Annotated in this window: 20 protein-coding genes and 1 tRNA gene; 18 read left to right on the top strand and 3 right to left on the bottom strand. The window is 62.6% G+C overall.

Annotated elements, in window-relative coordinates; all coding sequences use genetic code 11:
* Positions 1 to 5: 5 nt before the first annotated feature.
* Entirely contained in the window at positions 6 to 839 is an 834-nt protein-coding gene (locus KAK09_RS14045; RefSeq protein WP_210879564.1) for a glycosyltransferase, read from the top strand.
* Here KAK09_RS14045 and pgeF read toward each other — a convergent pair.
* Genes pgeF through lgt form a run of 3 tightly spaced genes read right to left on the bottom strand, consistent with a single transcriptional unit; the run spans position 817 to position 3,523 of the window.
* Positions 817 to 1,572, bottom strand: a complete 756-nt coding sequence (pgeF, locus tag KAK09_RS14040; RefSeq protein ID WP_210879563.1) for a peptidoglycan editing factor PgeF — start codon at positions 1,570 to 1,572, stop codon at positions 817 to 819. The two genes, KAK09_RS14045 and pgeF, sit on opposite strands and share 23 nt — an antisense overlap.
* Positions 1,569 to 2,633 (bottom strand): class I SAM-dependent methyltransferase, encoded by a 1,065-nt coding sequence (locus KAK09_RS14035; RefSeq protein ID WP_210879562.1) that lies wholly within the window; start codon positions 2,631 to 2,633, stop codon positions 1,569 to 1,571. The genes pgeF and KAK09_RS14035 overlap by 4 nt, the downstream gene beginning before the upstream one ends.
* Complete coding sequence (gene lgt / locus KAK09_RS14030) at positions 2,630 to 3,523, bottom strand: prolipoprotein diacylglyceryl transferase (RefSeq protein WP_210879561.1); 894 nt, start codon at positions 3,521 to 3,523, stop codon at positions 2,630 to 2,632. Before lgt ends, KAK09_RS14035 begins: the two co-directional genes overlap by 4 nt.
* Positions 3,524 to 3,622: 99 nt before the next feature.
* Here lgt and KAK09_RS14025 point away from each other — a divergent pair, with 99 nt between their 5' ends.
* The 17 genes from KAK09_RS14025 (at position 3,623) to rpoC (ending at position 21,554) form a co-directional block, all read left to right on the top strand.
* Positions 3,623 to 3,868 carry an accessory factor UbiK family protein gene (locus KAK09_RS14025; protein WP_210879560.1) on the top strand — a complete coding sequence of 82 codons (246 nt, stop codon included), beginning with the start codon at positions 3,623 to 3,625 and terminating at the stop codon, positions 3,866 to 3,868.
* 281 nt (positions 3,869 to 4,149) lie between these two features.
* Entirely contained in the window at positions 4,150 to 4,533 is a 384-nt protein-coding gene (gene sdhC / locus KAK09_RS14020) for a succinate dehydrogenase, cytochrome b556 subunit (protein ID WP_210879559.1), read from the top strand.
* A 10-nt stretch (positions 4,534 to 4,543) separates the two neighbouring features.
* Positions 4,544 to 4,915 carry a succinate dehydrogenase, hydrophobic membrane anchor protein gene (gene sdhD, locus KAK09_RS14015; protein WP_210879558.1) on the top strand — a complete coding sequence of 124 codons (372 nt, stop codon included), beginning with the start codon at positions 4,544 to 4,546 and terminating at the stop codon, positions 4,913 to 4,915.
* A gap of 12 nt (positions 4,916 to 4,927) precedes the next feature.
* Positions 4,928 to 6,730: a succinate dehydrogenase flavoprotein subunit gene (gene sdhA / locus KAK09_RS14010; protein WP_210879557.1), complete on the top strand. Its 1,803-nt coding sequence runs from the start codon at positions 4,928 to 4,930 to the stop codon at positions 6,728 to 6,730.
* Positions 6,730 to 7,050 carry a succinate dehydrogenase gene (locus tag KAK09_RS14005; protein WP_210879556.1) on the top strand — a complete coding sequence of 107 codons (321 nt, stop codon included), beginning with the start codon at positions 6,730 to 6,732 and terminating at the stop codon, positions 7,048 to 7,050. Before sdhA ends, KAK09_RS14005 begins: the two co-directional genes overlap by 1 nt.
* A gap of 101 nt (positions 7,051 to 7,151) precedes the next feature.
* On the top strand, positions 7,152 to 7,568 hold the full coding sequence (locus KAK09_RS14000) for a hypothetical protein (protein WP_210879555.1): 417 nt from the start codon (positions 7,152 to 7,154) through the stop codon (positions 7,566 to 7,568).
* 52 nt (positions 7,569 to 7,620) lie between these two features.
* On the top strand, positions 7,621 to 8,400 hold the full coding sequence (locus KAK09_RS13995; protein WP_210879554.1) for a succinate dehydrogenase iron-sulfur subunit: 780 nt from the start codon (positions 7,621 to 7,623) through the stop codon (positions 8,398 to 8,400).
* Between the two features lie 71 nt (positions 8,401 to 8,471).
* Positions 8,472 to 8,547 (top strand) — tRNA-Trp (locus KAK09_RS13990).
* Between the two features lie 346 nt (positions 8,548 to 8,893).
* Entirely contained in the window at positions 8,894 to 9,358 is a 465-nt protein-coding gene (locus tag KAK09_RS13985) for a hypothetical protein (protein ID WP_210879553.1), read from the top strand.
* 57 nt (positions 9,359 to 9,415) lie between these two features.
* Positions 9,416 to 9,613 (top strand): preprotein translocase subunit SecE, encoded by a 198-nt coding sequence (secE, locus tag KAK09_RS13980; RefSeq protein ID WP_210879552.1) that lies wholly within the window; start codon positions 9,416 to 9,418, stop codon positions 9,611 to 9,613.
* 188 nt (positions 9,614 to 9,801) lie between these two features.
* A complete protein-coding gene (gene nusG, locus KAK09_RS13975; RefSeq protein WP_210879551.1) occupies positions 9,802 to 10,335 on the top strand; it encodes a transcription termination/antitermination protein NusG in 534 nt (177 codons plus the stop codon).
* A 108-nt stretch (positions 10,336 to 10,443) separates the two neighbouring features.
* Positions 10,444 to 10,869 (top strand): 50S ribosomal protein L11, encoded by a 426-nt coding sequence (rplK, locus tag KAK09_RS13970; RefSeq protein WP_210879550.1) that lies wholly within the window; start codon positions 10,444 to 10,446, stop codon positions 10,867 to 10,869.
* A 1-nt stretch (position 10,870) separates the two neighbouring features.
* Positions 10,871 to 11,569: a 50S ribosomal protein L1 gene (rplA, locus tag KAK09_RS13965; RefSeq protein WP_210879549.1), complete on the top strand. Its 699-nt coding sequence runs from the start codon at positions 10,871 to 10,873 to the stop codon at positions 11,567 to 11,569.
* 251 nt (positions 11,570 to 11,820) lie between these two features.
* Positions 11,821 to 12,339 (top strand): 50S ribosomal protein L10, encoded by a 519-nt coding sequence (gene rplJ, locus KAK09_RS13960; RefSeq protein ID WP_210879548.1) that lies wholly within the window; start codon positions 11,821 to 11,823, stop codon positions 12,337 to 12,339.
* A gap of 73 nt (positions 12,340 to 12,412) precedes the next feature.
* Complete coding sequence (gene rplL, locus KAK09_RS13955; RefSeq protein WP_210879547.1) at positions 12,413 to 12,793, top strand: 50S ribosomal protein L7/L12; 381 nt, start codon at positions 12,413 to 12,415, stop codon at positions 12,791 to 12,793.
* A gap of 280 nt (positions 12,794 to 13,073) precedes the next feature.
* Positions 13,074 to 17,210: a DNA-directed RNA polymerase subunit beta gene (rpoB, locus tag KAK09_RS13950; protein ID WP_210879546.1), complete on the top strand. Its 4,137-nt coding sequence runs from the start codon at positions 13,074 to 13,076 to the stop codon at positions 17,208 to 17,210.
* Between the two features lie 96 nt (positions 17,211 to 17,306).
* Positions 17,307 to 21,554 carry a DNA-directed RNA polymerase subunit beta' gene (gene rpoC, locus KAK09_RS13945; protein WP_210879545.1) on the top strand — a complete coding sequence of 1,416 codons (4,248 nt, stop codon included), beginning with the start codon at positions 17,307 to 17,309 and terminating at the stop codon, positions 21,552 to 21,554.
* Positions 21,555 to 21,605: the final 51 nt, after the last annotated feature.

Genomic DNA, 21,605 nt, shown 5'->3' with positions numbered 1-21,605 from the left:
GGGAGGTGCCCCGCGTCTCGGTCATCATCCCGACCTATCGGGCGCGCGATAGCCTGCCTGTGGCACTGGCCTCGGTCGCTGCTGCGGGCCTGCCGCCCGACGAGGTGGAGGTGGTGCTCGCCCCCGACGATGGCGACGGGTATGATGGTCTGCCCGATTATGGCCTGCGGCTCGTGCGCTGCGCTGCGCATCATGTGGCAAGCGGAGCAGGGGCCGCGCGCAACCGGGCTTTGGCGCGGGCGCGCGGGCGTCTTGTGGCCTTTCTCGATGCCGACGACACCTGGGAGGCGGGCTATCTGGCGGCGCTCGTGCCTTTGGCGCAGGTGCATGGCGTGGCTTTCGGGTGCACGCGGGTTCTTCACGGCGGTCGCGCGCTCATGCATCTGCCGGGGCGGGAACGCGAGTGGCTGGAGATAGCCGACCTAGGCACGGGGGCAAGCTTTCATCCGGTGATGGCGCGCGCGCTTGCCGGGCCATTCCGCAGCGTGCCGTCACAGGATGTGCTCCATGCCGCCGAGGCGCTCTCGGCGGCGGGGGGGCATGCGCCTTTGGCAGCGACCCATTACAACCTCCACCTCCATCCCCGCAGCGCCACGGCGGATCGCGGCTTTGCCCTGCGCGTGCAGGGGGCCTATGCGCGGATCCAGCGTGAGATCGAGATGGGGCGCACCGGGGTGCGGACAGAACACAGGCGCGCGGTGTGCGCGGCCTTTCAGGCCAAGTCCCGGCTCAACAGCGCCTATATGCGCGAGGGGCGGGCGCGGTCATTCTACGAGTTTCTGCGCGATGATTGCGCGACAGGCGAAGGCCAGTGGCTTACAGCCGGATCGCCGAGATGAGCCGCCCGTAATCGGCCTCGCCCGCATGGGTGCTGCGGCGGTAGGAATAAAAGCGGTCGGGGTCGGCATAGGTGCAATGGCGCGTCCATTCCGCATGGCCCACGCCCGCGCGACGCAATCGCCAGAGGCCATAGCCTGGCAGGTCGAACTGATAACGGTCGCCGGTGCCGTTGGCGAAAAATCGGCTGCTTTCGGGATCGTCGGCGAGGAAATCATCGAGCAGCTCGGGTCCGACCTCATAGGCCATCTGGCTGATCGTCGGCCCGATCACGGCGGTGATGCGATCGCGCGTGGCCCCCAGCCTCACCATCGCTTCGATCGTCGCTTCCAGCACTCCGTCACGTGCCCCGCGCCAGCCCGCATGGGCCGCACCGATCACACCCGCCTGCGCGTCGGCAAGAAGCACCGGCTGGCAATCGGCGGTCAGCACGGCAAGTGCCACCCCCGGTGTTGCCGTCACCATGCCATCGGCGTTCGGGCGTTCGGTGAGCGGACCGGTGACCGGCACGACATCCGCCGAATGGACCTGATGCACCGTGACAAGGTGATTGGGCGCGACTTGCAACGCATCGGCCACGCGGGCACGGTTGATGGTCACGATCTCGGCCTGATCCGAGGAGCCTGCGCCGCAATTCAGCCCCGCGAAGATGCCCGAAGAGGCCCCGCCGCGCCGGGTGAAGAACCCGTGCCGAAAGGGGCCAAGCGCGTCGGCGGTGATGATTTCGAGTGTCATGTCTCCAGTCCGGGTGGCGTTGGCGTGCCGGCGCGGTAGAGGCCTAGCACCTTGAAGAGCGTCCCCATTTCCTCTCCTGCGGTCAAGCGCCGATATGCGGCAAGGTGGCTGTCGAGCGCCGCCCCGGAAAGGCCGCGGGCCAGTGCCTCGGTGCGGGTGCCTAGCCCGATACGTTCCAGAAACACGCCCTGCGGCGTGAGCCGGGTATGGGCGGCGGGGCTGGCGGCGCGGGCGAGCGCCTCGAAATCCACATGCGCAGTAAGATCTGCCGCGCCGGGGGTGGTGAAAGGATCGGTGGGCGCATGGGCCGCCACGGCCTGAAACGTGTCGCCGAGCGAGCGCCAGTCGCCGTAGTCGATGATCAGCGCCGTGCCGCCATGGGTGGCGATCCGCGCGCCTATCTGCCCCGCGATGGCCGTCCCCGGCGCGCAGGTCTCTACGATGTCGCCCGCCCGCGTGTCCTCCAGCCGGTGCGCAAGATCGGGCAGGGCGGTCTCGGGTCCAAGGCCGAGCGTCAGGCGCGCGCCCGCCAACCCCACCACCCGCTCGCGCCAGCCGCTTTGATCCCGCTGAAACTGGCGAATCGGCAGCGCGTCGAAAAACTCGTTGGCGATAAGGAAAATCGGCGCCTCGGGCAGATCCTCCACCCGGTCGCACCATGTCACGTCGCCGCGTCCAAGGGTCGCTGCCTGCACCTTGCGCAGGGCGGGCGAGGTCTCGACCAGATAAAGGCGCAGCGCGGCGTGAAAGCCGGGAACGGCGCGGGTGGCGCGCAAAAGATCCGCCATGAGCGTGCCGCGACCGGGGCCGAGTTCGGCCAGGGTAAAAGGCGCGGGTGCGCCCTGATCGAGCCAGGCTTGTGCAAGGCAAAGCCCCAGCAACTCTCCGAACATCTGGCTGATTTCCGGTGCGGTAATAAAATCACCCGCCGCCCCGAACGGGTCGCGCGTGGCGTAATAGCCGTGGCGCGGATCCATCAGGCAGGTGGCCATGTAGTCGGCAAGGCTCATCGGGCCGGTGGCGCGGATGTGTGCGGCAAGGGCCTTTGCGAGCACTGTCATGCAGGCCGCACCCGCCGCACCCAGAGCACCATGCCCAACCCGAAGGCGATCATCGGCAGCGACAGGAGTTGTCCCATGGTCAGCCCATAGCCGCCCACATGCCAGGCAAGGCCCAGCGGGTTGCCGGGAGAGACGAATTGCGCATCGGGCTGCCGCACGAACTCGACCAGGAACCGTGCGATGCCATATCCGGCAAAGAACAGACCCGTGAGCGTGCCGGGCAGTTGTAACGCGCCGCGACGCCAGCCAAGCCAGAGCAGCACTGCGCCGAGAATCATCCCCTCTAGCGCCGCCTCGTAAAGTTGCGATGGGTGGCGTGCGCAAAGCCCGGCCACCACCCCCGCGCAATCCTGCGCCGCGCGGCCCGGAAAGATTACCCCCCAAGGAAGGTCGGTGGGCCGCCCCCACAATTCGGCATTGATGAAATTGGCGGCCCGCCCCAGCAAAAGGCCGACCGGGGTCACCATGCAGAGCGCATCGGCGACCGAGACCCAGTTGATACCGCGCGCGCGCGAAAACAGGATCACCGCCAGCACCACCCCCAGAAGCCCTCCGTGAAAGGCCATTCCGCCTTCCCAGACCTGAAGTATCTGGCCGGGGTTCGAGAGGTAATAACCCGGCTGATAGAAAAGCACATAGCCCAGCCGCCCGCCGAGAATCACGCCGAGAATCACCCAGGTCAGCAGGTCCTCTACATCCGAGGGTTTCATCGGCGCGGTGCCGCCGGGCCAGAGCGCGGGCCGCTTCACCGTGGCCACCACCAGCCGCCAGCCGATGACGATGCCGACGATATAGGCCAGCGCATACCAGCGCAGGGCGAATTCCATGCCGAAGAGCGGGATCGAGAATATCTCGGGCGATATGTCGGGAAAGGGGATGGCGGCCTGCATATGTATCTGAATGCCTCTCGGGGGTGGGGAAAGTCAACCTTGTGATCGTGGCGCGCCCGCCCATATAAGGGACCGACTGTAACGCCGGAGGTAAGCGCCATGCAGACGCGTAACAAGGTGCTCGATGATCTGAGCCAACTCATGACAAACGCCATGGGCGTGGCGCAGGGCGCGCGCATCGAGGCCGAGACGGCGATGAAATCGCTCATCGACCGCTGGCTGGCGGATCGCGATTTCGTCACCCGCGAGGAATTCGACGCCGTGCGCGCCATGGCGCAGAAGGCCCGCGAGGAGAACGAGTCGCTGAAGGCCCGGATCGAGGTGCTGGAGAAGAGCGCGGGCTGAGTCCCGCTTGTGATCACAAACTTGCGGCAGACGGATAGTCGCCTTTGTGCGCCTGTCCAGAGAGACTCAATGCCGCTTTGCAGCGTAGACTCAGAGTGGATTACGCCTTGATGTGATCACGCGATTATTTTTGTGATCACAAATGCCGGTTTTTTGCGGCGAATTGTCCGCTTAACCGCTATTTTTGCGCCCTTACAGGTGACAGACGCGCCAAAAAGCTCCAAAACGTGGGCAGCTACAGTGGCCTTGTGCCGCTGCCGACCATCCGAAGGAGGTTCTCCATGGCCGAGACCAAAGAGGTTGAACGCCCTCTGTCGCCGCATTTGCAGGTCTATCGCCCGCAACTTACCTCGATCACCTCGATCCTGACGCGCATCACCGGCAACGCGCTGATCGTTGCGGCGCTGCTTATCGTGTGGTGGCTTCTGGCCGCCTCGACCTCGGACGCCTATTTCGCGGTTGCCGATGCGGTGATGACCTCGTGGTTCGGCGATCTGGTGCTCACGCTCTCGCTCTGGGCGGTATGGTATCACTATCTTGCGGGGCTGCGTCATTTCTATTTCGACGCGGGCAAAGGTATGGACATTCCCACCGCCGAGAAACTCGGCTGGGGTGTCATAATCGGCTCGGTCGTTCTGACCATCATCACGCTGCTTCTGGTCTGAGGAGGCTGTCATGCGTTATCTGACCGCACGCAAACGCGCCGAGGGCAAGGGCGCCTCGGGCACGGGCACCGAACATTTCTGGTATATGAAGCTCTCGGGCGTCGGCCTCGCGCTCATCATCCCGATGTTTCTGGTGGCTTTCGGGCGCATATTGGGGGGTGATCGGGCAGAAGTTCTGGACAGTCTCGCGCATCCGGTCGTGGCGATCCTGACCGCCCTCGTGATCTTCTTCGGGCTGCGCCACTTCGCCGCCGGGGCGCAGACCATGATCGAGGATTATAGCCACGGCACCACGCGCCGCGCTCTGATCATCTTCGTCACCATCCTGAGCTACGGGACGATCGCCACCGGGCTGTTTGCCCTTGCCAAGATCGCACTGTGAGGACCTGAAAGCATGGCTGCTTATCAATACGAAACGCATGATTATGATGTCGTGGTTGTCGGGGCCGGCGGGGCCGGACTGCGCGCAACGCTCGGAATGGCCGAACAGGGGCTGCGCACGGCCTGTGTGACCAAGGTTTTCCCAACACGCTCGCATACCGTGGCGGCGCAGGGTGGCATTGCGGCCTCGCTCGGCAACATGGGCCCGGACAGTTGGCAGTGGCACATGTTCGACACGGTCAAGGGCTCGGACTGGCTCGGCGATACCGACGCGATGGAATATCTTGCGCGTGAGGCCCCAAAGGCGGTCTATGAACTGGAACATTACGGCGTGCCGTTCTCGCGCACCGAGGAGGGCAAGATCTATCAACGCCCCTTTGGCGGCCATACCACCGAATTCGGCGATGGCCCGCCCGTGCAGCGCACCTGCGCCGCCGCCGACCGCACCGGCCATGCGATCCTGCACACGCTCTATGGTCAGAGCCTCAAGCAGAAGGCTGAGTTTTATATCGAGTATTTCGCCATTGATCTGGTGATGACCGATGGCGCCTGCACCGGGGTTGTGTGCTGGAAACTCGACGATGGCACGATCCACGTCTTCAACGCCAAGATGGTGGTGCTGGCGACGGGCGGCTATGGCCGCGCCTATTTTTCGGCCACCTCGGCGCATACTTGCACCGGCGACGGCAACGGAATGGTGGCGCGCGCCGGCCTGCCGCTTCAGGATATGGAATTCGTGCAGTTTCACCCGACCGGCATTTTTGGCGCGGGCTGCCTGATCACCGAGGGCGCGCGCGGCGAAGGCGGATACCTGACCAATTCCGAGGGCGAGCGGTTCATGGAGCGCTATGCGCCCAACTACAAGGATCTTGCGCCGCGCGACTATGTCAGCCGCTGCATGACCATGGAAATCCGCGAAGGGCGCGGCGTGGGGGCGGGTAAGGATCATATCCACCTGAACCTCAGCCACCTGCCGTCCGAGGCGCTCAAGCTGCGGCTGCCGGGGATCTCGGAATCGGCGCGCATCTTTGCGGGCGTCGATGTCACCAAGGAACCGATCCCGGTCCTGCCCACTGTGCATTACAACATGGGCGGTATCCCGACGAACTATTGGGGTGAGGTTCTGAACCCGACCAAGGATGACCCGAACGCCGTCGTTCCCGGCCTGATGGCAGTGGGGGAGGCAGCCTGTGCCAGCGTTCATGGCGCGAACCGTCTCGGTTCAAACTCGCTTATCGACCTCGTGGTGTTCGGCCGCGCCGCCGCCATTCGTGCGGGCAAGGTCGTCAACCCCGAAAGCGCGGTGCCCGCCACCAACACGGCGGAAATCGACAAGGCGCTCGACCGCTTCGATGGGCTGCGCCACGCCAAGGGCGCGATCCCGACCGCCGATTTACGGCTTGAAATGCAAAAGACCATGCAGGCCGATGCAGCGGTGTTCCGCACCGACAAAACCCTCAAGGAAGGGGTCGAGAAGATGGACACCGTCGCCGCCAAGGTGGGTGATCTGCAAGTGACCGACCGCAGTCTCGTGTGGAACAGCGATCTGATGGAGACGCTGGAACTGACGAACCTCATGCCCTGTGCACTTGCCACAATCGTCGGTGCCGAGGCGCGCAAGGAAAGCCGGGGCGCGCATGCGCACGAGGATTACCCGAACCGAGATGACAAGACCTGGCGCGTGCACACGATTGCCCGGATCGACGGGCAGAAGGTCATGCTGAGCTATCGCCCGGTGATCGAGGCGCCCCTCACCTCCGAGGAAGAGGGCGGCATCAGCCTCAAGAAGATCGCGCCCAAGGCGCGCACCTTCTGATGCGGGGGCTGCTCGCGGCGACGGCGCTGGTGGCTCTCGGAGCATGCGAGGCGAGCAATCAGGTCGCCGACACCATCGCGCGCGAGCGGGCCAAATCCGTCGTCAACAGCGTCGTCAACCAGAGATTTCCGGGGGTGAATTCCGCCCCCGTCACCGATTGCATCATAGATGCGGCCTCGGCGCGCGAGATTGTGCAGATCGCGGGCGCAAGCGTCTCGGGCATCTCCCCCGAGATCACGCAAAAGGTGATCGAGATCGCCCGCCGCCCCGAGGCGACACGCTGTATTGCCCAGAACAGCCTGATCCTGCTGGGGGGCTGAAAGGAGAATGCTCCTTGGCATGGTTCACCCAGAGCGGGAATCGGGGTATGACCTCGCAAGGCGCGAGACAGCTGTGGCGCGGATTTCAAGGGAGAAAGCTGATGTTTGATTTTACCTCATTTCACAAGCTCGGTGTGATTGCCGCTGGAATTACGATCGGAACCGCAACAATGTCTCTGGCAGATCCAGGCCGGTATATTCCGGTTCTGGAACAGCGAGGGGCGATTCTCGATTGCCGCTATGACATGGGTTTACACGGGGCCGCTCGGTTCGGGGCGGTCTGGCCAGAACTCCCGCCGGGTGGCCAGACCGTGACATGGATTGTGCCGGGGCCGAACCTGTCTCCCGAACAGGCTGATCGTGTGAATGCCTGTGCCGATGAACGTCTCGGTCGTGCGCAGACCCCCCGGTTCGCAACGCAGGCACAATCTCCGGCCGAGCGGGCCGAATACCGGAAATGTCCTCCGGGGGCTCCGATTCTGCTCGGGGGGGCCGCCTATTGCATCAAGAGACGCTGAGCCGATGACACGGACAAGGCCCGGCCCAAGCTGAGACAAGGGAGCTATCACTATGGTTCAATTCACCCTGCCCAAAAATTCGCGCATGGTCACGGGCAAGACCTGGCCGCGGCCAGAGACCGGTGGCACGATGCGCAAGTTTCAGATCTACCGCTGGAACCCAGATGACGGGCACAATCCCCGTGTCGACACCTATTTTGTGGATCTCGACGATTGCGGACCGATGGTTCTGGATGCCCTCATCTACATCAAGAACATGATCGACCCCACGCTGACCTTCCGCCGCTCCTGCCGCGAGGGGATCTGTGGATCCTGCGCAATGAACATTGACGGGATCAACACGCTTGCCTGCATCTATGGCATGGACGAGATCAAGGGCGACGTGAAGATCTATCCGCTGCCGCACATGCCGGTGGTCAAGGACCTGATCCCCGACCTCACGCATTTCTACGCGCAGCATGCTTCGATCATGCCGTGGCTGGAAACCAAGACCAACCGTCCGGCGAAGGAGTGGAAACAGTCGATCGAAGATCGCGAGAAACTCGACGGTCTCTATGAATGCGTCATGTGCGCGTCCTGTTCGACCTCCTGTCCGTCCTATTGGTGGAACGGCGACAAGTATCTGGGCCCGGCCGCGCTCCTGCATGCCTATCGCTGGATCATCGACTCGCGCGACGAGGCTACCGGCGAGCGGCTCGATGATCTGGAAGACCCGTTCAAGCTCTATCGTTGCCACACGATCATGAACTGCACCAAGACCTGTCCCAAGGGCCTCAACCCCGCCAAGGCCATTGCCGAAATCAAGAAGATGATGGTGGAACGGCACATCTGAATTTCCCGGCGGTGACGCTTGCCGCCCCCGCTTGACGGGGGCGGCGAAAGCAAATAACACCGCCGCACCACAGGGGTATAGCTCAGCTGGTAGAGCGACGGTCTCCAAAACCGTAGGTCGCGGGTTCGAGCCCTGCTGCCCCTGCCATCAAAATCAGGAATGACAGGAGGCCGAGACCTCTGCCCGGACCCGAACGCATGGTCGGGGTCGCCGTGTCAATTGTGCTGAAAATACCGCTCAAATGTGTTGAAAATCTGTAATGCCTTAATTTCGGCGCGGCATCGCCATGTTTGCGACACATTTGCGCCTCAGATAAACCACCTATCGGCAAGGCCACAGGGCCGCGTCGATCCGCGTGGGGGCGTGGAGAGAGAGTGCTTTTGTTATGACACACAAACGTTTTCGGGGAAGACCCCAATCTGATCATTTCTGTCTGGATGCCGACGAGTTTGCCGCCCGGCCGCCTACCGATGCAGCGACAACCGAGATTGCCGTGCGAAATGCCGTCGTCACGATCAGCGAGATCATGCGTGACGAACGTGCGACGCGCAACCTTGCCGCTCTGCCTGCGCTTGCGGATCAAACGGTCATGCAAGGTGCCAGTCCGCGCCGCGCCGGGCCGGTTGGACGGGCGGGCCACCTCGGGCTGCCGTTGCTTGCGCGACTGCGTGTCTGGCGACCGACGCCCGAATACCTGGGGTGGGCCGGTCTGTTTCTTGCGGTGCTGATCTGGCCGCGTGCCGTCCTCATCGCGATGCTGGCGGTCTTTGTGCTGTGCCTCGTCGGCGTCGCGCTTTTCGGTCAGCAACGCCTTGCCGCGATTCGTGACCAGGTAGCCATTCGTGTCCGCCGCGTCCATGAACATGTTACGCCAGGACAGGAGGATGACCCTTTCGATGGCTTTCCCGATCCCTTCGAACGTCTGGGCGAGTCTCGGCGCGACCGTCTCGGCCCTTGAATTCATCGCCCGGCCCGCGTATGTCGCGGCATGATGAATTCAGGAAAGACAGCGCAAATGGCTCGCACGAACCCGCTTCAGTTCATTCAGCAGGTCCGCTCGGAAGTGGCCAAGGTCGTCTGGCCTACCCGGCGCGAAGTGCTCTTGACCACTGTGATGGTGTTTATCCTCGCGACGCTCACAGCAATCTTTTTCGCGCTGGTCGATCTGGCGATCCGGGGCGGGCTTCAGGCGATCCTCGGGATTTTCGGTTGAGCGGGGATTAATTCGCCGCCGGGCCTTGAAAATGAGGGCGATCAAAGGTAGTTGACACGACACCTCGGGGAATGGCGCGCGGCGATTCGTGTTGCGCGCCGATTTTCATTTGCGGGGCTGTAGGCATAACCGCCTGGAAGAATTCGAAAAACCGGCGATGTCGCCGGCAAGCAAGGACAAGGTCGGCAATGGCAAAGCGGTGGTACTCGGTCAGCGTTCTCTCGAATTTCGAGAAGAAGATCGCCGAGCAGATCAGGCAGTCGGTGATCGACAACGGTCTAGAGGACGAAATCGACGAGGTTCTGGTCCCCACCGAAGAGGTGATCGAGATTCGTCGTGGCAAGAAGGTGACGGCCGAGCGGCGCTTCATGCCGGGCTATGTGCTCGTGCATATGGAGATGACGGACAAGGGCTATCACCTGATCAATTCGATCAATCGTGTGACCGGGTTCCTTGGGCCGCAGGGTCGCCCAATGCCCATGCGTGACGCCGAGGTGCAGGCGATCCTTGGCCGCGTGCAGGAGGGCGAGGAAAGCCCGCGCACGCTCATCCATTTCGAGGTGGGCGAACGTGTCAAGGTCAACGACGGCCCGTTCGAGGATTTCGACGGGATGGTCGAGTATGTGGACGAGGACAACCAGCGCCTGAAGGTGTCGGTGTCGATTTTCGGTCGGGAGACCCCGGTCGAACTGGAATTCACCCAGGTCACGAAACAGATGTGACCGCGTGAGCCGTGGGAGGCGAGGTGGCCGCGGCCGCCGGACCGGACCACACAACGAGAGAGCCGGAGGGGCGCGCCCTGACGGCGTTGTAAGCGAAGGAGAGGCCAGATGGCCAAGAAACTGATCGGGAAGCTCAAGCTCCAGGTGAAAGCCGGGCAAGCCAATCCCAGCCCGCCAGTCGGCCCTGCCCTGGGTCAGCGCGGCATCAACATCATGGAATTCTGCAAGGCGTTCAACGCCAAGACCGCAGACATGGAGCCGGGCGCCCCGTGTCCCACGGTGATTTCCTACTACCAGGACAAGTCCTTTGATATGGAAATCAAGACGCCGCCGGCGTCGCATTACCTGAAAAAAGCCGCCAAGCTGCAATCCGGCGGCAAGACGCCGGGCCGCGCCACGGCCGGCACCGTCACCATCGCGCAGGTGCGCGAGATTGCCGAAGCCAAGATGAAGGATCTCAACGCAAATTCCGTCGAGGCGGCGATGCAGATCATTCTCGGCTCCGCGCGCTCCATGGGCATCGAGGTGAAGTAAGATGGCAAAGCTTGGAAAACGGACCCGTGCCCTGCGTGAGGCTTTCGTCGGCAAGGAGAACGTGACGGTCGAGGAGGCCGTGACGCTCATCAAGGACAACGCCAGCGCGAAGTTCGATGAAACAGTTGAAATCGCGATGAATCTGGGTGTCGATCCGCGCCATGCCGATCAAATGGTGCGCGGCGTCGTAGGTTTGCCCAACGGCACCGGCAAGACCGTGCGCGTTGCCGTCTTCGCTCGTGGCCCCAAGGCCGAAGAGGCGCAGGCCGCCGGTGCCGATATCGTCGGCGCCGAAGACCTGATGGAGATCGTGCAAGGCGGCAAGATCGAGTTTGACCGCTGCATCGCCACGCCCGACATGATGCCCGTCGTGGGCCGTCTGGGCAAGGTGCTCGGCCCCCGAAACCTGATGCCCAACCCCAAGGTTGGTACCGTGACCATGGATGTGGCGCAGGCCGTCAAGGACGCCAAGGGCGGCCAGGTCCAGTTCAAGGCCGAAAAGGCCGGGGTCATCCATGCCGGGATCGGCAAGGCCTCGTTCGACGCCGACAAGCTGGCCGAAAACGTGCGTGCCTTCGTCTCGGCCGTGCAAAAGGCCAAACCGGCCGGTGCCAAAGGCACCTATGTCAAGAAAATCTCGCTCTCGTCCACCATGGGCGCGGGCGTGTCGGTCGACATCAACAGTGCAGTGACCGAATGAAATCTCGCCCCGGTCCGATGAGGGCCGGGGCGGATGGCGGGGCCGTGTGGCCCCGTCCTGTCCGAGACGGAGGGTTCGCCCGATGGGGCGTATAATTCCTTCCTGAGATGGGGAACGAGATGAGATTTCAGCCGGGGCCTTGGCTCTCGGGTGATCTTGGCCTCGGGACCCCGTGTTTTGGACCCGAACGCCGCCCTTTCGGGGGTGGCAGACCTGAGCCGGGGGGGAACCCCCAAAATTGGAGTGAAACTGTGGATAGAGCCCAGAAAGAGAAAGTGGTCGACGAACTCGGCCAGATCTTCGAAAGCTCTGGCGTCGTGGTGGTTGCCCACTACACGGGTCTGACAGTTGTCGAAATGCAGGATCTTCGTGCCCGCGCCCGTGCGGCAGAGGCATCGGTCCGCGTTGCCAAGAACAGGCTCGCCAAGATCGCCCTTGAGGGCAAGCCATGCGCAAGCATCGCTGACTACCTCTCGGGCATGACCGTGCTCACCTTCTCCGAGGACCCCGTGGCAGCAGCTAAGGTGGCCGAGGACTTTGCCAAGGCGAACAAGAAGTTCGAGATCCTTGGCGGGGCAATGGGTGAGACGGCTCTGGACCGGGCCGGTGTCGAGGCCGTGTCGAAAATGCCGTCGCGTGAGGAGCTTATCGCCTCCATCGTTGGCTGCATCGGCGCGCCTGCTTCGAACATCGCCGGGGCCATTGGCGCACCTGCCTCGAATATCGCGAGCATTCTCTCGACGATCGAGGAAAAGGCCGAGGCTGCATAAGGCATACCTGTCACATGCGTGTGGGGTTTCGCCCCGACGTTGGAACACAACCAGATACGGAAAGAGCTGAACAATGGCTGATCTGAAGAAACTCGCGGAAGAGATTGTCAATCTGACGCTTCTCGAAGCACAGGAACTGAAAACCATCCTCAAGGACGAGTATGGCATCGAGCCCGCCGCAGGCGGCGCCGTGATGATGGCTGGCCCGGTCGGCGATGCCGGTGGCGAAGCCGCCGAAGAGCAGACCGAATTCGACGTGATCCTGAAATCGGCCGGTGCGTCGAAGATCAATGTCATCAAGGAAGTCCGCGCCATCACGGGCCTCGGCCTCAAGGAAGCCAAGGACCTCGTCGAGGCCGGTGGCAAGGCTGTCAAGGAGCAGGTCTCCAAGGCTGAAGCCGAAGAAATCAAGGCCAAGCTGGAAGCAGCCGGCGCCGAGATCGAACTCAAGTGATCGTGTCTGTGGCGCGATCGCCCCGGTCGCGCAGCGATCGGGGGGCTGTGCGGCACACGTGACACAAGAAAAAGGCTGGATCCGGGCCATCCGGGTCCAGCCGAACCTGTCTCAGAGAGTCCCCGCCCATGCCGGGGCTTCTTTCAGGCGAGGTTCTTGCGATCGGGAGGCCGTCATTGGGACGATGGCCGCGAATGGATCGCCCCGCTATCTCTGAGGCCCTCGGCGCTGGTGCCCGACAGCGACCGCAGCCGGTGAGAAACGAAAGGTGAGATCGAACATGGCAAAGAGCTACCTTGGCCAGAAGCGTTTGCGCAGGTATTACGGCAAGATCCGCGAAGTGCTGGAAATGCCGAACCTCATCGAGGTGCAGAAATCCTCCTATGACCTCTTCCTGAACTCGGGCGAGGGCCCGCAGCCGGGCGATGGCGAGGGGATCAAGGGCGTTTTCCAGTCGGTTTTCCCGATCAAGGATTTCAACGAGACGAGCGTGCTCGAATTCGTCAGCTATGAGCTGGAGAAGCCGAAATACGACGTCGAGGAATGTATGCAGCGCGACATGACTTATGCCGCGCCGCTCAAGGTCAAGCTTCGGCTGATCGTCTTCGATGTGGACGAGGATACCGGCGCTAAATCCGTGAAGGACATCAAGGAGCAGGACGTGTTCATGGGCGACATGCCGCTCATGACGCCTAACGGCACCTTTATCGTCAACGGCACGGAACGCGTGGTCGTCAGCCAGATGCACCGCTCTCCGGGCGTTTTCTTCGATCACGACAAGGGCAAGACGCACAGCTCGGGCAAGCTGCTCTTTACCTGCCGGATCATCCCCTATCGCGGCTCCTGGCTCGACTTCGAGTTTGACGCCAAGGACCTCGTGTTCGCGCGCATCGACCGTCGCCGCAAGCTGCCGGTGACGACGCTGCTCTATGCGCTCGGTCTCGATCAGGAAGGCATCATGAATGCCTATTACGACACCGTCACCTACAAGCTGAAGAAAAAGCAGGGCTGGGTCACCAAATTCTTCCCCGACCGCATCCGCGGCACCCGTCCGACCTATGACATCGTAGACGCCAAGACCGGCGAAGTGCTCTTCGAGGCGGGCAAGAAGGTCACGCCGCGCGCGGTCAAGCAGATCATCGAAGAGGGGAAGGTTACCGATCTTCTGGTGCCTTTCGATCATATCGTCGGCAAGTTCGCCGCCCGCGACATCATCGACGAGGAGACAGGCGCAATCCATGTCGAGGCAGGCGATGAGCTGACACTGGAATACGACAAGGACGGCACCATCACCGGGGGCACGCTTCAGGATCTGCTCGATGCCGCGATCACCGAGATCCCCGTGCTTGACATCGACGGTGTGGCTGTTGGCCCCCATATTCGCAACACCATGGCGATGGACAAGAACATGGGCCGAGAAACTGCGCTCATGGACATTTACCGCGTCATGCGTCCCGGCGAGCCCCCCACCGAAGAGGCATCGGCGGCACTGTTCGACACGCTTTTCTTTGACTCCGAACGCTATGACCTGAGCGCCGTGGGTCGGGTCAAGATGAACATGCGCCTCAACCTCGACAAGCCCGACACGCAGCGCACGCTCGACCGCGATGATATCGTGGCCTGTGTCAAGGCACTGGTGGAACTGCGCGACGGCAAAGGCGAAGTGGACGATATCGACCACCTCGGTAATCGCCGGGTGCGCTCTGTCGGCGAGTTGATGGAGAATCAGTATCGCGTGGGCCTTCTGCGGATGGAACGCGCGATCAAGGAGCGCATGAGTTCCGTCGAGATCGACACCGTGATGCCCCAGGATCTCATCAACGCCAAGCCCGCGGCAGCGGCGGTACGCGAATTCTTCGGCTCCTCGCAGCTGTCGCAATTCATGGACCAGACCAACCCGCTCTCCGAAGTCACCCACAAGCGCCGTCTCTCGGCGCTCGGGCCGGGCGGCCTCACGCGCGAGCGCGCGGGCTTCGAGGTGCGCGACGTGCATCCCACCCACTATGGCCGCATGTGCCCCATCGAGACGCCGGAAGGTCCGAACATCGGTCTGATCAACTCGCTCGCCACCTTCGCGCGGGTGAACAAATACGGTTTCATCGAAACCCCCTATCGCAAGGTCAATGACGGGCAGGTGACAGACGAGGTGGTCTATATGTCCGCCACCGAGGAAATGCGCCACACCGTCGCGCAGGCCAATGCCTCGCTCGACGAGCAGGGCCGTTTCGTCAACGAGATGGTCAACACACGGCAATCGGGCGAATACATGCTTGCGCCCGTTGAGAATGTGAACCTGATCGACGTCAGCCCGAAACAGCTCGTTTCGGTCGCGGCTTCGCTTATCCCGTTCCTTGAGAATGACGACGCCAACCGCGCGCTTATGGGCTCCAACATGCAGCGGCAGGCCGTGCCGACGCTGCGCTCGGAGGCCCCGCTCGTGGGCACCGGCATCGAGGGCGTGGTGGCCCGCGATTCGGGTGCTGCGATCATGGCGCGCCGCGGCGGTGTGATCGATCAGGTCGATGCGCAGCGTATCGTTGTGCGCGCCACGGAGGATCTGGCGATCGGCGATCCGGGCGTGGACATCTACCGCCTGCGCAAGTTCCAGCGATCGAACCAGAACAGCTGCATCAACCAGCGGCCCCTCGTGAACGTGGGCGACACGGTTCAGAAGGGCGAGGTCATCGCCGATGGTCCGTGCACCGACATGGGCGAACTGGCGCTTGGCAAGAACGTGATCGTCGCCTTCATGCCGTGGAACGGCTACAACTACGAGGACTCGATCCTGATCTCGGAACGTATCGTCCGCGATGACGTGTTCACGAGCGTCCATATCGAGGAATTCGAGGTGGCCGCCCGCGACACGAAACTCGGACCCGAGGAAATCACCCGGGACATCCCCAACGTGGGCGAGGAGGCGCTGCGCAATCTCGATGAGGCGGGCATTGTCTATATCGGGGCCGATGTGCAGCCAGGCGATATCCTCGTGGGCAAGATCACCCCCAAGGGCGAAAGCCCGATGACGCCGGAGGAAAAACTTCTCCGCGCGATCTTTGGTGAAAAGGCCAGCGACGTGCGCGACACTTCGCTTCGGGTCAAACCCGGCGATTTTGGCACCGTCGTCGAGGTGCGCGTCTTCAACCGCCACGGGGTTGAAAAGGACGAGCGCGCGCTCCAGATCGAGCGTGACGAGGTCGAACGGCTCGCGCGTGACCGCGACGACGAATTGGCGATCCTCGACCGCAACATCTATGCGCGCCTGAAATCGCTCATCCTCGGCAAGGTTGCGGTCAAGGGGCCCAAGGGCGTCAAGGCCAACTCGGACATCACCGAGGAGTTGCTCGGGACGCTCACGCGCGGCCAGTGGTGGCAACTGGCTCTCAAGGACGAGGCTGACGCCAAGATCGTCGAGGCGCTCCACGACCAGTATGAGGCTCAGAAGCGCACGCTCGATGCCCGCTTCGAGGACAAGGTCGAGAAGGTGCGCCGCGGCGACGACCTGCCGCCGGGCGTCATGAAGATGGTCAAGGTCTTCATCGCCATCAAGCGCAAGCTGCAACCGGGCGACAAGATGGCCGGGCGGCACGGCAACAAGGGCGTGGTCTCCAAGGTCATTCCGATCGAGGACATGCCTTTCCTCGCCGATGGCACGCCGGTGGACATCTGCCTCAACCCGCTCGGTGTGCCAAGCCGGATGAACGTGGGCCAGATCCTCGAGACCCACATGGGCTGGGCCGCGCGCGGCCTCGGCGTGCAGATCGACGATGCCCTGAGCGCCTATCGCCGCACCGGCGATCTGACCCCGGTGCGCGAGGCCATGCGCCACGCCTATGGCGACGAGGTCTATGAAGAGGGCATCGCCGGCATGGATGAGGCGATGCTTGTTGCTGCGGCGGGCGCTGTCACCAATGGTGTGCCGATCGCCACGCCGGTCTTTGACGGGGCCAAGGAGGCGGATGTGAACGATTCGCTGCGGCGCGCGGGCTTTGATACCAGCGGGCAGTCGGTGCTATTCGACGGGCGCACGGGCGAGCAATTCGCGCGCCCGGTGACCGTGGGCATCAAGTATCTGCTCAAGCTGCACCACCTGGTGGACGACAAGATCCACGCGCGTTCGACCGGACCCTACAGCCTTGTCACGCAGCAGCCTCTGGGCGGCAAGGCGCAGTTCGGTGGCCAGCGCTTCGGCGAGATGGAGGTCTGGGCGCTTGAGGCTTACGGCGCGGCCTATACCCTGCAAGAGATGCTCACCGTCAAATCCGATGACGTGGCGGGCCGCACCAAGGTCTATGAGAGCATCGTCAAAGGCGAGGACAATTTCGAGGCCGGTATTCCGGAATCGTTCAACGTCCTTGTCAAGGAAGTGCGTGGCCTCGGCCTCAACATGGAACTCCTGGATGCGGAGGAGGATGAGTAACGGCAGAATTTTCGCAGAAAATTCTGCCCCCCGGATTTTTCTCCGAAAAAATCCGGGGTCCCTCTTTCCCCTTTGCCAGCCTTCAAGGATCAGACAATGAACCAGGAACTTACCAACAACCCGTTCAACCCCGTCGCCCCTGCCAAGGCGTTCGACGAAATCAAGGTCAGCCTTGCCAGCCCCGAGCGTATCCTCTCGTGGTCCTATGGCGAGATCAAGAAACCCGAGACGATCAACTACCGCACGTTCAAGCCTGAGCGTGACGGATTGTTCTGCGCGCGCATCTTTGGCCCGATCAAGGATTACGAATGCCTGTGCGGCAAGTACAAGCGCATGAAATATCGCGGCGTCGTCTGCGAGAAATGCGGCGTCGAGGTGACGCTGCAAAAGGTCCGGCGCGAGCGCATGGGCCATATCGAGCTGGCTGCGCCTTGCGCCCATATCTGGTTCCTGAAATCGCTGCCCTCGCGTATCGGCCTGATGCTTGACATGACGCTGCGCGATCTGGAGCGGGTGCTCTATTTCGAGAATTACGTCGTGATCGAGCCGGGCCTCACGGATCTCACCTATGGTCAGATGCTGACCGAGGAAGAGTTCATGGATGCCCAGGATGCCTATGGCATGGACGCCTTCACCGCCAATATCGGTGCCGAGGCCATCCGCGAGATGCTCGCCAATATCGACCTCGAGGCCGAGGCCGAACGCCTGCGCGAGGAGTTGAAGGAAGCGACGGGTGAATTGAAGCCCAAGAAGATCATCAAGCGCCTCAAGGTGGTCGAAAGCTTCCTTGAATCCGGCAACCGTCCGGAATGGATGGTGCTGACGGTGCTGCCGGTGATTCCGCCCGAACTGCGCCCGCTGGTGCCGCTCGATGGCGGCCGTTTCGCCACGTCCGATCTCAACGATCTTTACCGCCGGGTGATCAACCGCAACAACCGCCTCAAGCGGCTGATCGAACTGCGCGCCCCCGACATCATCGTGCGCAACGAAAAGCGGATGCTGCAAGAGGCGGTGGATGCGCTCTTTGACAACGGTCGCCGCGGTCGCGTCATCACCGGCGCCAACAAGCGCCCGCTCAAGTCGCTCTCGGACATGCTCAAGGGCAAGCAGGGCCGCTTCCGCCAGAACCTTCTGGGCAAGCGGGTCGATTTCTCGGGCCGCTCGGTCATCGTGACCGGCCCCGAGTTGAAGCTGCATCAGTGCGGCTTGCCCAAGAAGATGGCGCTGGAGCTGTTCAAGCCCTTCATCTATTCGCGGCTCGAGGCCAAAGGCCTCTCCTCAACCGTCAAGCAGGCCAAGAAACTGGTCGAGAAAGAGCGGCCCGAGGTCTGGGACATTCTTGACGAGGTGATCCGCGAGCATCCCGTGCTGCTCAACCGCGCGCCGACCCTGCACCGTCTGGGGATTCAGGCATTCGAGCCGATCCTGATCGAAGGCAAGGCGATCCAGCTTCACCCGCTGGTTTGTGCCGCCTTCAACGCTGATTTCGACGGCGACCAGATGGCCGTCCACGTGCCGCTCTCGCTTGAGGCGCAGCTTGAAGCGCGCGTCCTGATGATGTCCACCAACAACGTGCTCAGCCCCGCCAATGGCGCGCCGATCATCGTGCCGTCGCAGGACATGGTGCTCGGCCTGTATTATGTCACGCTGGAACGCGAGGGCATGAAGGGCGAGGGCATGGTGTTTTCCTCGCTCGACGAGGTGCAGCACGCGCTTGACGCGGGCGAGGTGCACCTGCACGCCAAGGTGACTGTGCGCGTGGCGCATATCGACGAAGAGGGCAACGAGGCCTTCGCCCGCGTCGAGACGACGCCGGGCCGCGCCAAGCTTGGCGCGCTCCTGCCGCCCAATGCCAAGGCCCCGTTCAGCCTTGTGAACCGTCTTTTGCGCAAGAAGGAGGTGCAGCAGGTCATCGACACCGTCTACCGCTATTGCGGCCAGAAGGAATCGGTCATTTTCTGCGATCAGATCATGACCATGGGCTTCCGCGAGGCGTTCCGCGCGGGCATTTCCTTCGGCAAGGACGACATGGTGATCCCCGAATCCAAATGGCCGATCGTCGAAGAGACACGCACCCTCGTCAAAGGGTTCGAGCAGCAATACATGGACGGTCTCATCACCCAGGGTGAGAAATACAACAAGGTCGTCGATGCCTGGTCGAAGTGCAACGACAAGGTGACCGAGGCGATGATGGCCACCATCTCGGCCGAAAAGCGCGATGAGAATGGCGGCGTGATGGAGCCCAACAGCGTCTACATGATGGCTCACTCAGGTGCGCGCGGCTCGGTCACGCAGATGAAGCAGCTTGGAGGAATGCGTGGCCTGATGGCCAAGCCCAACGGTGACATCATCGAGACGCCGATCATCTCGAACTTCAAGGAAGGTCTGACCGTTCTTGAATACTTCAACTCGACCCACGGCGCGCGTAAGGGTCTCTCCGACACGGCGCTCAAGACGGCGAACTCGGGCTATCTGACCCGGCGTCTGGTGGACGTGGCACAGGACTGTATCGTGCGCGAGCATGATTGCGGCACCGAACGCGCGGTGACGGTCGAAGCGGCTGTGAATGATGGCGAGGTCGTGGCCTCGCTGGCCGAGCGCAGTCTTGGCCGGGTTGCGGCGGATGATATCGTCGATCCCGATACCGGCGTGGTGTTGGTGGCCAAGGGCCAGCTCATCGACGAACGTATGGCCGATGTGCTCGAGGAGTCCTCGGTGCAGACCGTGCGTTTGCGTTCGCCTCTCACCTGCGAGGCCGAGGATGGCGTCTGTGCCACCTGTTACGGGCGCGATCTGGCGCGCGGCACGCTGGTCAATATCGGCGAGGCGGTGGGGATCATCGCCGCGCAGTCGATCGGCGAGCCGGGCACACAGCTTACCATGCGGACCTTCCACATTGGCGGCGTCGCGCAGGGTGGGCAGCAGTCCTTCCTTGAATCGAGCCAGGAAGGCACCATTGCCTTCGAGAACCCGCAGGTCCTCGTGAACTCGCGCGGTGAAACGCTGGTGATGGGCCGCAACATGAAGGTGCTGATCCGCTCCGACGCCGGACTTGAGCTTGCCGTCCACAAGGTCGGCTACGGCACGCGTCTCTTCGTCGCCGAGGGCGACAAGGTGGTGCGTGGGCAGAAGCTCTTCGAGTGGGACCCCTACACGCTGCCGATCCTCGCCGAGAAATCGGGCACGGCCAAATTCGTCGATCTGATCACGGGCCTGTCGGTCCGCGACGTGACGGACGATGCCACCGGCATGACCCAGAAGATCGTGACCGACTGGCGCGCCGCGCCGCGTGGCAACGAGCTCAAGCCCGAGATCTTCATCGTGGGCGAGGATGGCGAGCCGATTCGCAACGACGCAGGCAATCCGGTGACCTATCCGATGTCGGTGGACGCGATCCTGTCGGTCGAGCACACTCAGCATGTCGAGGCCGGCGACGTGGTGGCGCGTATCCCGCGCGAGGGCGGCAAGACGAAGGACATCACCGGCGGTCTGCCGCGAGTGGCCGAACTCTTCGAGGCACGCCGCCCCAAGGAACACGCCATCATTGCCGAGGTGGATGGCTATGTGCGCTTTGGCAAGGACTACAAGAACAAGCGCCGTATCACCATCGAGCCGGTGGACGACAGCCGCGCGCCGGTCGAATACATGGTCCCCAAGGGCAAGCACATTCCGGTTCAGGAAGGCGACTATGTTCAGAAGGGCGATTACATCATGGACGGCAACCCCGCGCCGCATGACATCCTCGCCATCATGGGGGTCGAGGCGCTGGCAAACTACATGATCGACGAGGTGCAGGAGGTCTATCGCCTTCAAGGCGTGAAGATCAACGATAAGCATATCGAGGTGATCGTCCGTCAGATGCTCCAGAAATGGGAAATCGACGAGTCGGGGGACACCACCCTTCTCAAGGGCGAGCATGTGGACAAGGTCGAGCTTGACGAGGCGAATGCCAAGGCCGAGGCCAAGGGCGGGCGTCCCGCTACCGGCGAACCGATTCTTCTCGGTATCACCAAGGCGTCGCTTCAGACCCGGTCGTTCATCTCGGCGGCCTCCTTCCAGGAGACGACGCGCGTACTCACCGAGGCTTCGGTTCAGGGCAAGCGCGACAAGCTCGTGGGTCTGAAAGAGAACGTGATCGTGGGCCGTCTCATTCCGGCGGGAACGGGCCGGGCGACGCAGGAAATGCGCCGCATCGCACAGGCGCGTGACAATATCGTGATCGAAGCGCGCCGCGAAGAGGCCGAGGCTGCCGCCGCGCTCGCCGCCCCGATCATGACTCAGAACATGAGCGCCGACGACGTGTTCGACAACTTTGTCGAGACGCCGGAGAGCCGCGAGGAATAATACCTCGTGTCATGCGAAATGAGCCGCGCCCGCCACCTGGCGGGCGCGTTT

Source organism: Roseovarius autotrophicus, from assembly GCF_018069895.1.
Lineage (GTDB): Bacteria > Pseudomonadota > Alphaproteobacteria > Rhodobacterales > Rhodobacteraceae > Roseovarius > Roseovarius autotrophicus.
This window is presented reverse-complemented; position numbering and strand designations above follow the sequence as displayed.

Bases quoted from the DNA above. Each gene is read 5' to 3' on its own strand.
- nusG (WP_210879551.1), top strand. From the start codon at position 9,802: ATGGCAAAGCGGTGGTACTCGGTCAGCGTTCTCTCGAATTTCGAGAAG.
- rpoC (WP_210879545.1), top strand. From the start codon at position 17,307: ATGAACCAGGAACTTACCAACAACCCGTTCAACCCCGTCGCCCCTGCC.
- sdhD (WP_210879558.1), top strand. From the start codon at position 4,544: ATGCGTTATCTGACCGCACGCAAACGCGCCGAGGGCAAGGGCGCCTCG.
- KAK09_RS14025 (WP_210879560.1), top strand. From the start codon at position 3,623: ATGCAGACGCGTAACAAGGTGCTCGATGATCTGAGCCAACTCATGACA.
- rpoB (WP_210879546.1), top strand. From the start codon at position 13,074: ATGGCAAAGAGCTACCTTGGCCAGAAGCGTTTGCGCAGGTATTACGGC.
- KAK09_RS14000 (WP_210879555.1), top strand. From the start codon at position 7,152: ATGTTTGATTTTACCTCATTTCACAAGCTCGGTGTGATTGCCGCTGGA.
- rplA (WP_210879549.1), top strand. From the start codon at position 10,871: ATGGCAAAGCTTGGAAAACGGACCCGTGCCCTGCGTGAGGCTTTCGTC.
- sdhC (WP_210879559.1), top strand. From the start codon at position 4,150: ATGGCCGAGACCAAAGAGGTTGAACGCCCTCTGTCGCCGCATTTGCAG.
- rplK (WP_210879550.1), top strand. From the start codon at position 10,444: ATGGCCAAGAAACTGATCGGGAAGCTCAAGCTCCAGGTGAAAGCCGGG.
- KAK09_RS14035 (WP_210879562.1), bottom strand. From the start codon at position 2,633: ATGACAGTGCTCGCAAAGGCCCTTGCCGCACACATCCGCGCCACCGGC.
- secE (WP_210879552.1), top strand. From the start codon at position 9,416: ATGGCTCGCACGAACCCGCTTCAGTTCATTCAGCAGGTCCGCTCGGAA.
- pgeF (WP_210879563.1), bottom strand. From the start codon at position 1,572: ATGACACTCGAAATCATCACCGCCGACGCGCTTGGCCCCTTTCGGCAC.
- KAK09_RS14005 (WP_210879556.1), top strand. From the start codon at position 6,730: ATGCGGGGGCTGCTCGCGGCGACGGCGCTGGTGGCTCTCGGAGCATGC.
- sdhA (WP_210879557.1), top strand. From the start codon at position 4,928: ATGGCTGCTTATCAATACGAAACGCATGATTATGATGTCGTGGTTGTC.
- KAK09_RS13995 (WP_210879554.1), top strand. From the start codon at position 7,621: ATGGTTCAATTCACCCTGCCCAAAAATTCGCGCATGGTCACGGGCAAG.
- rplL (WP_210879547.1), top strand. From the start codon at position 12,413: ATGGCTGATCTGAAGAAACTCGCGGAAGAGATTGTCAATCTGACGCTT.
- lgt (WP_210879561.1), bottom strand. From the start codon at position 3,523: ATGCAGGCCGCCATCCCCTTTCCCGACATATCGCCCGAGATATTCTCG.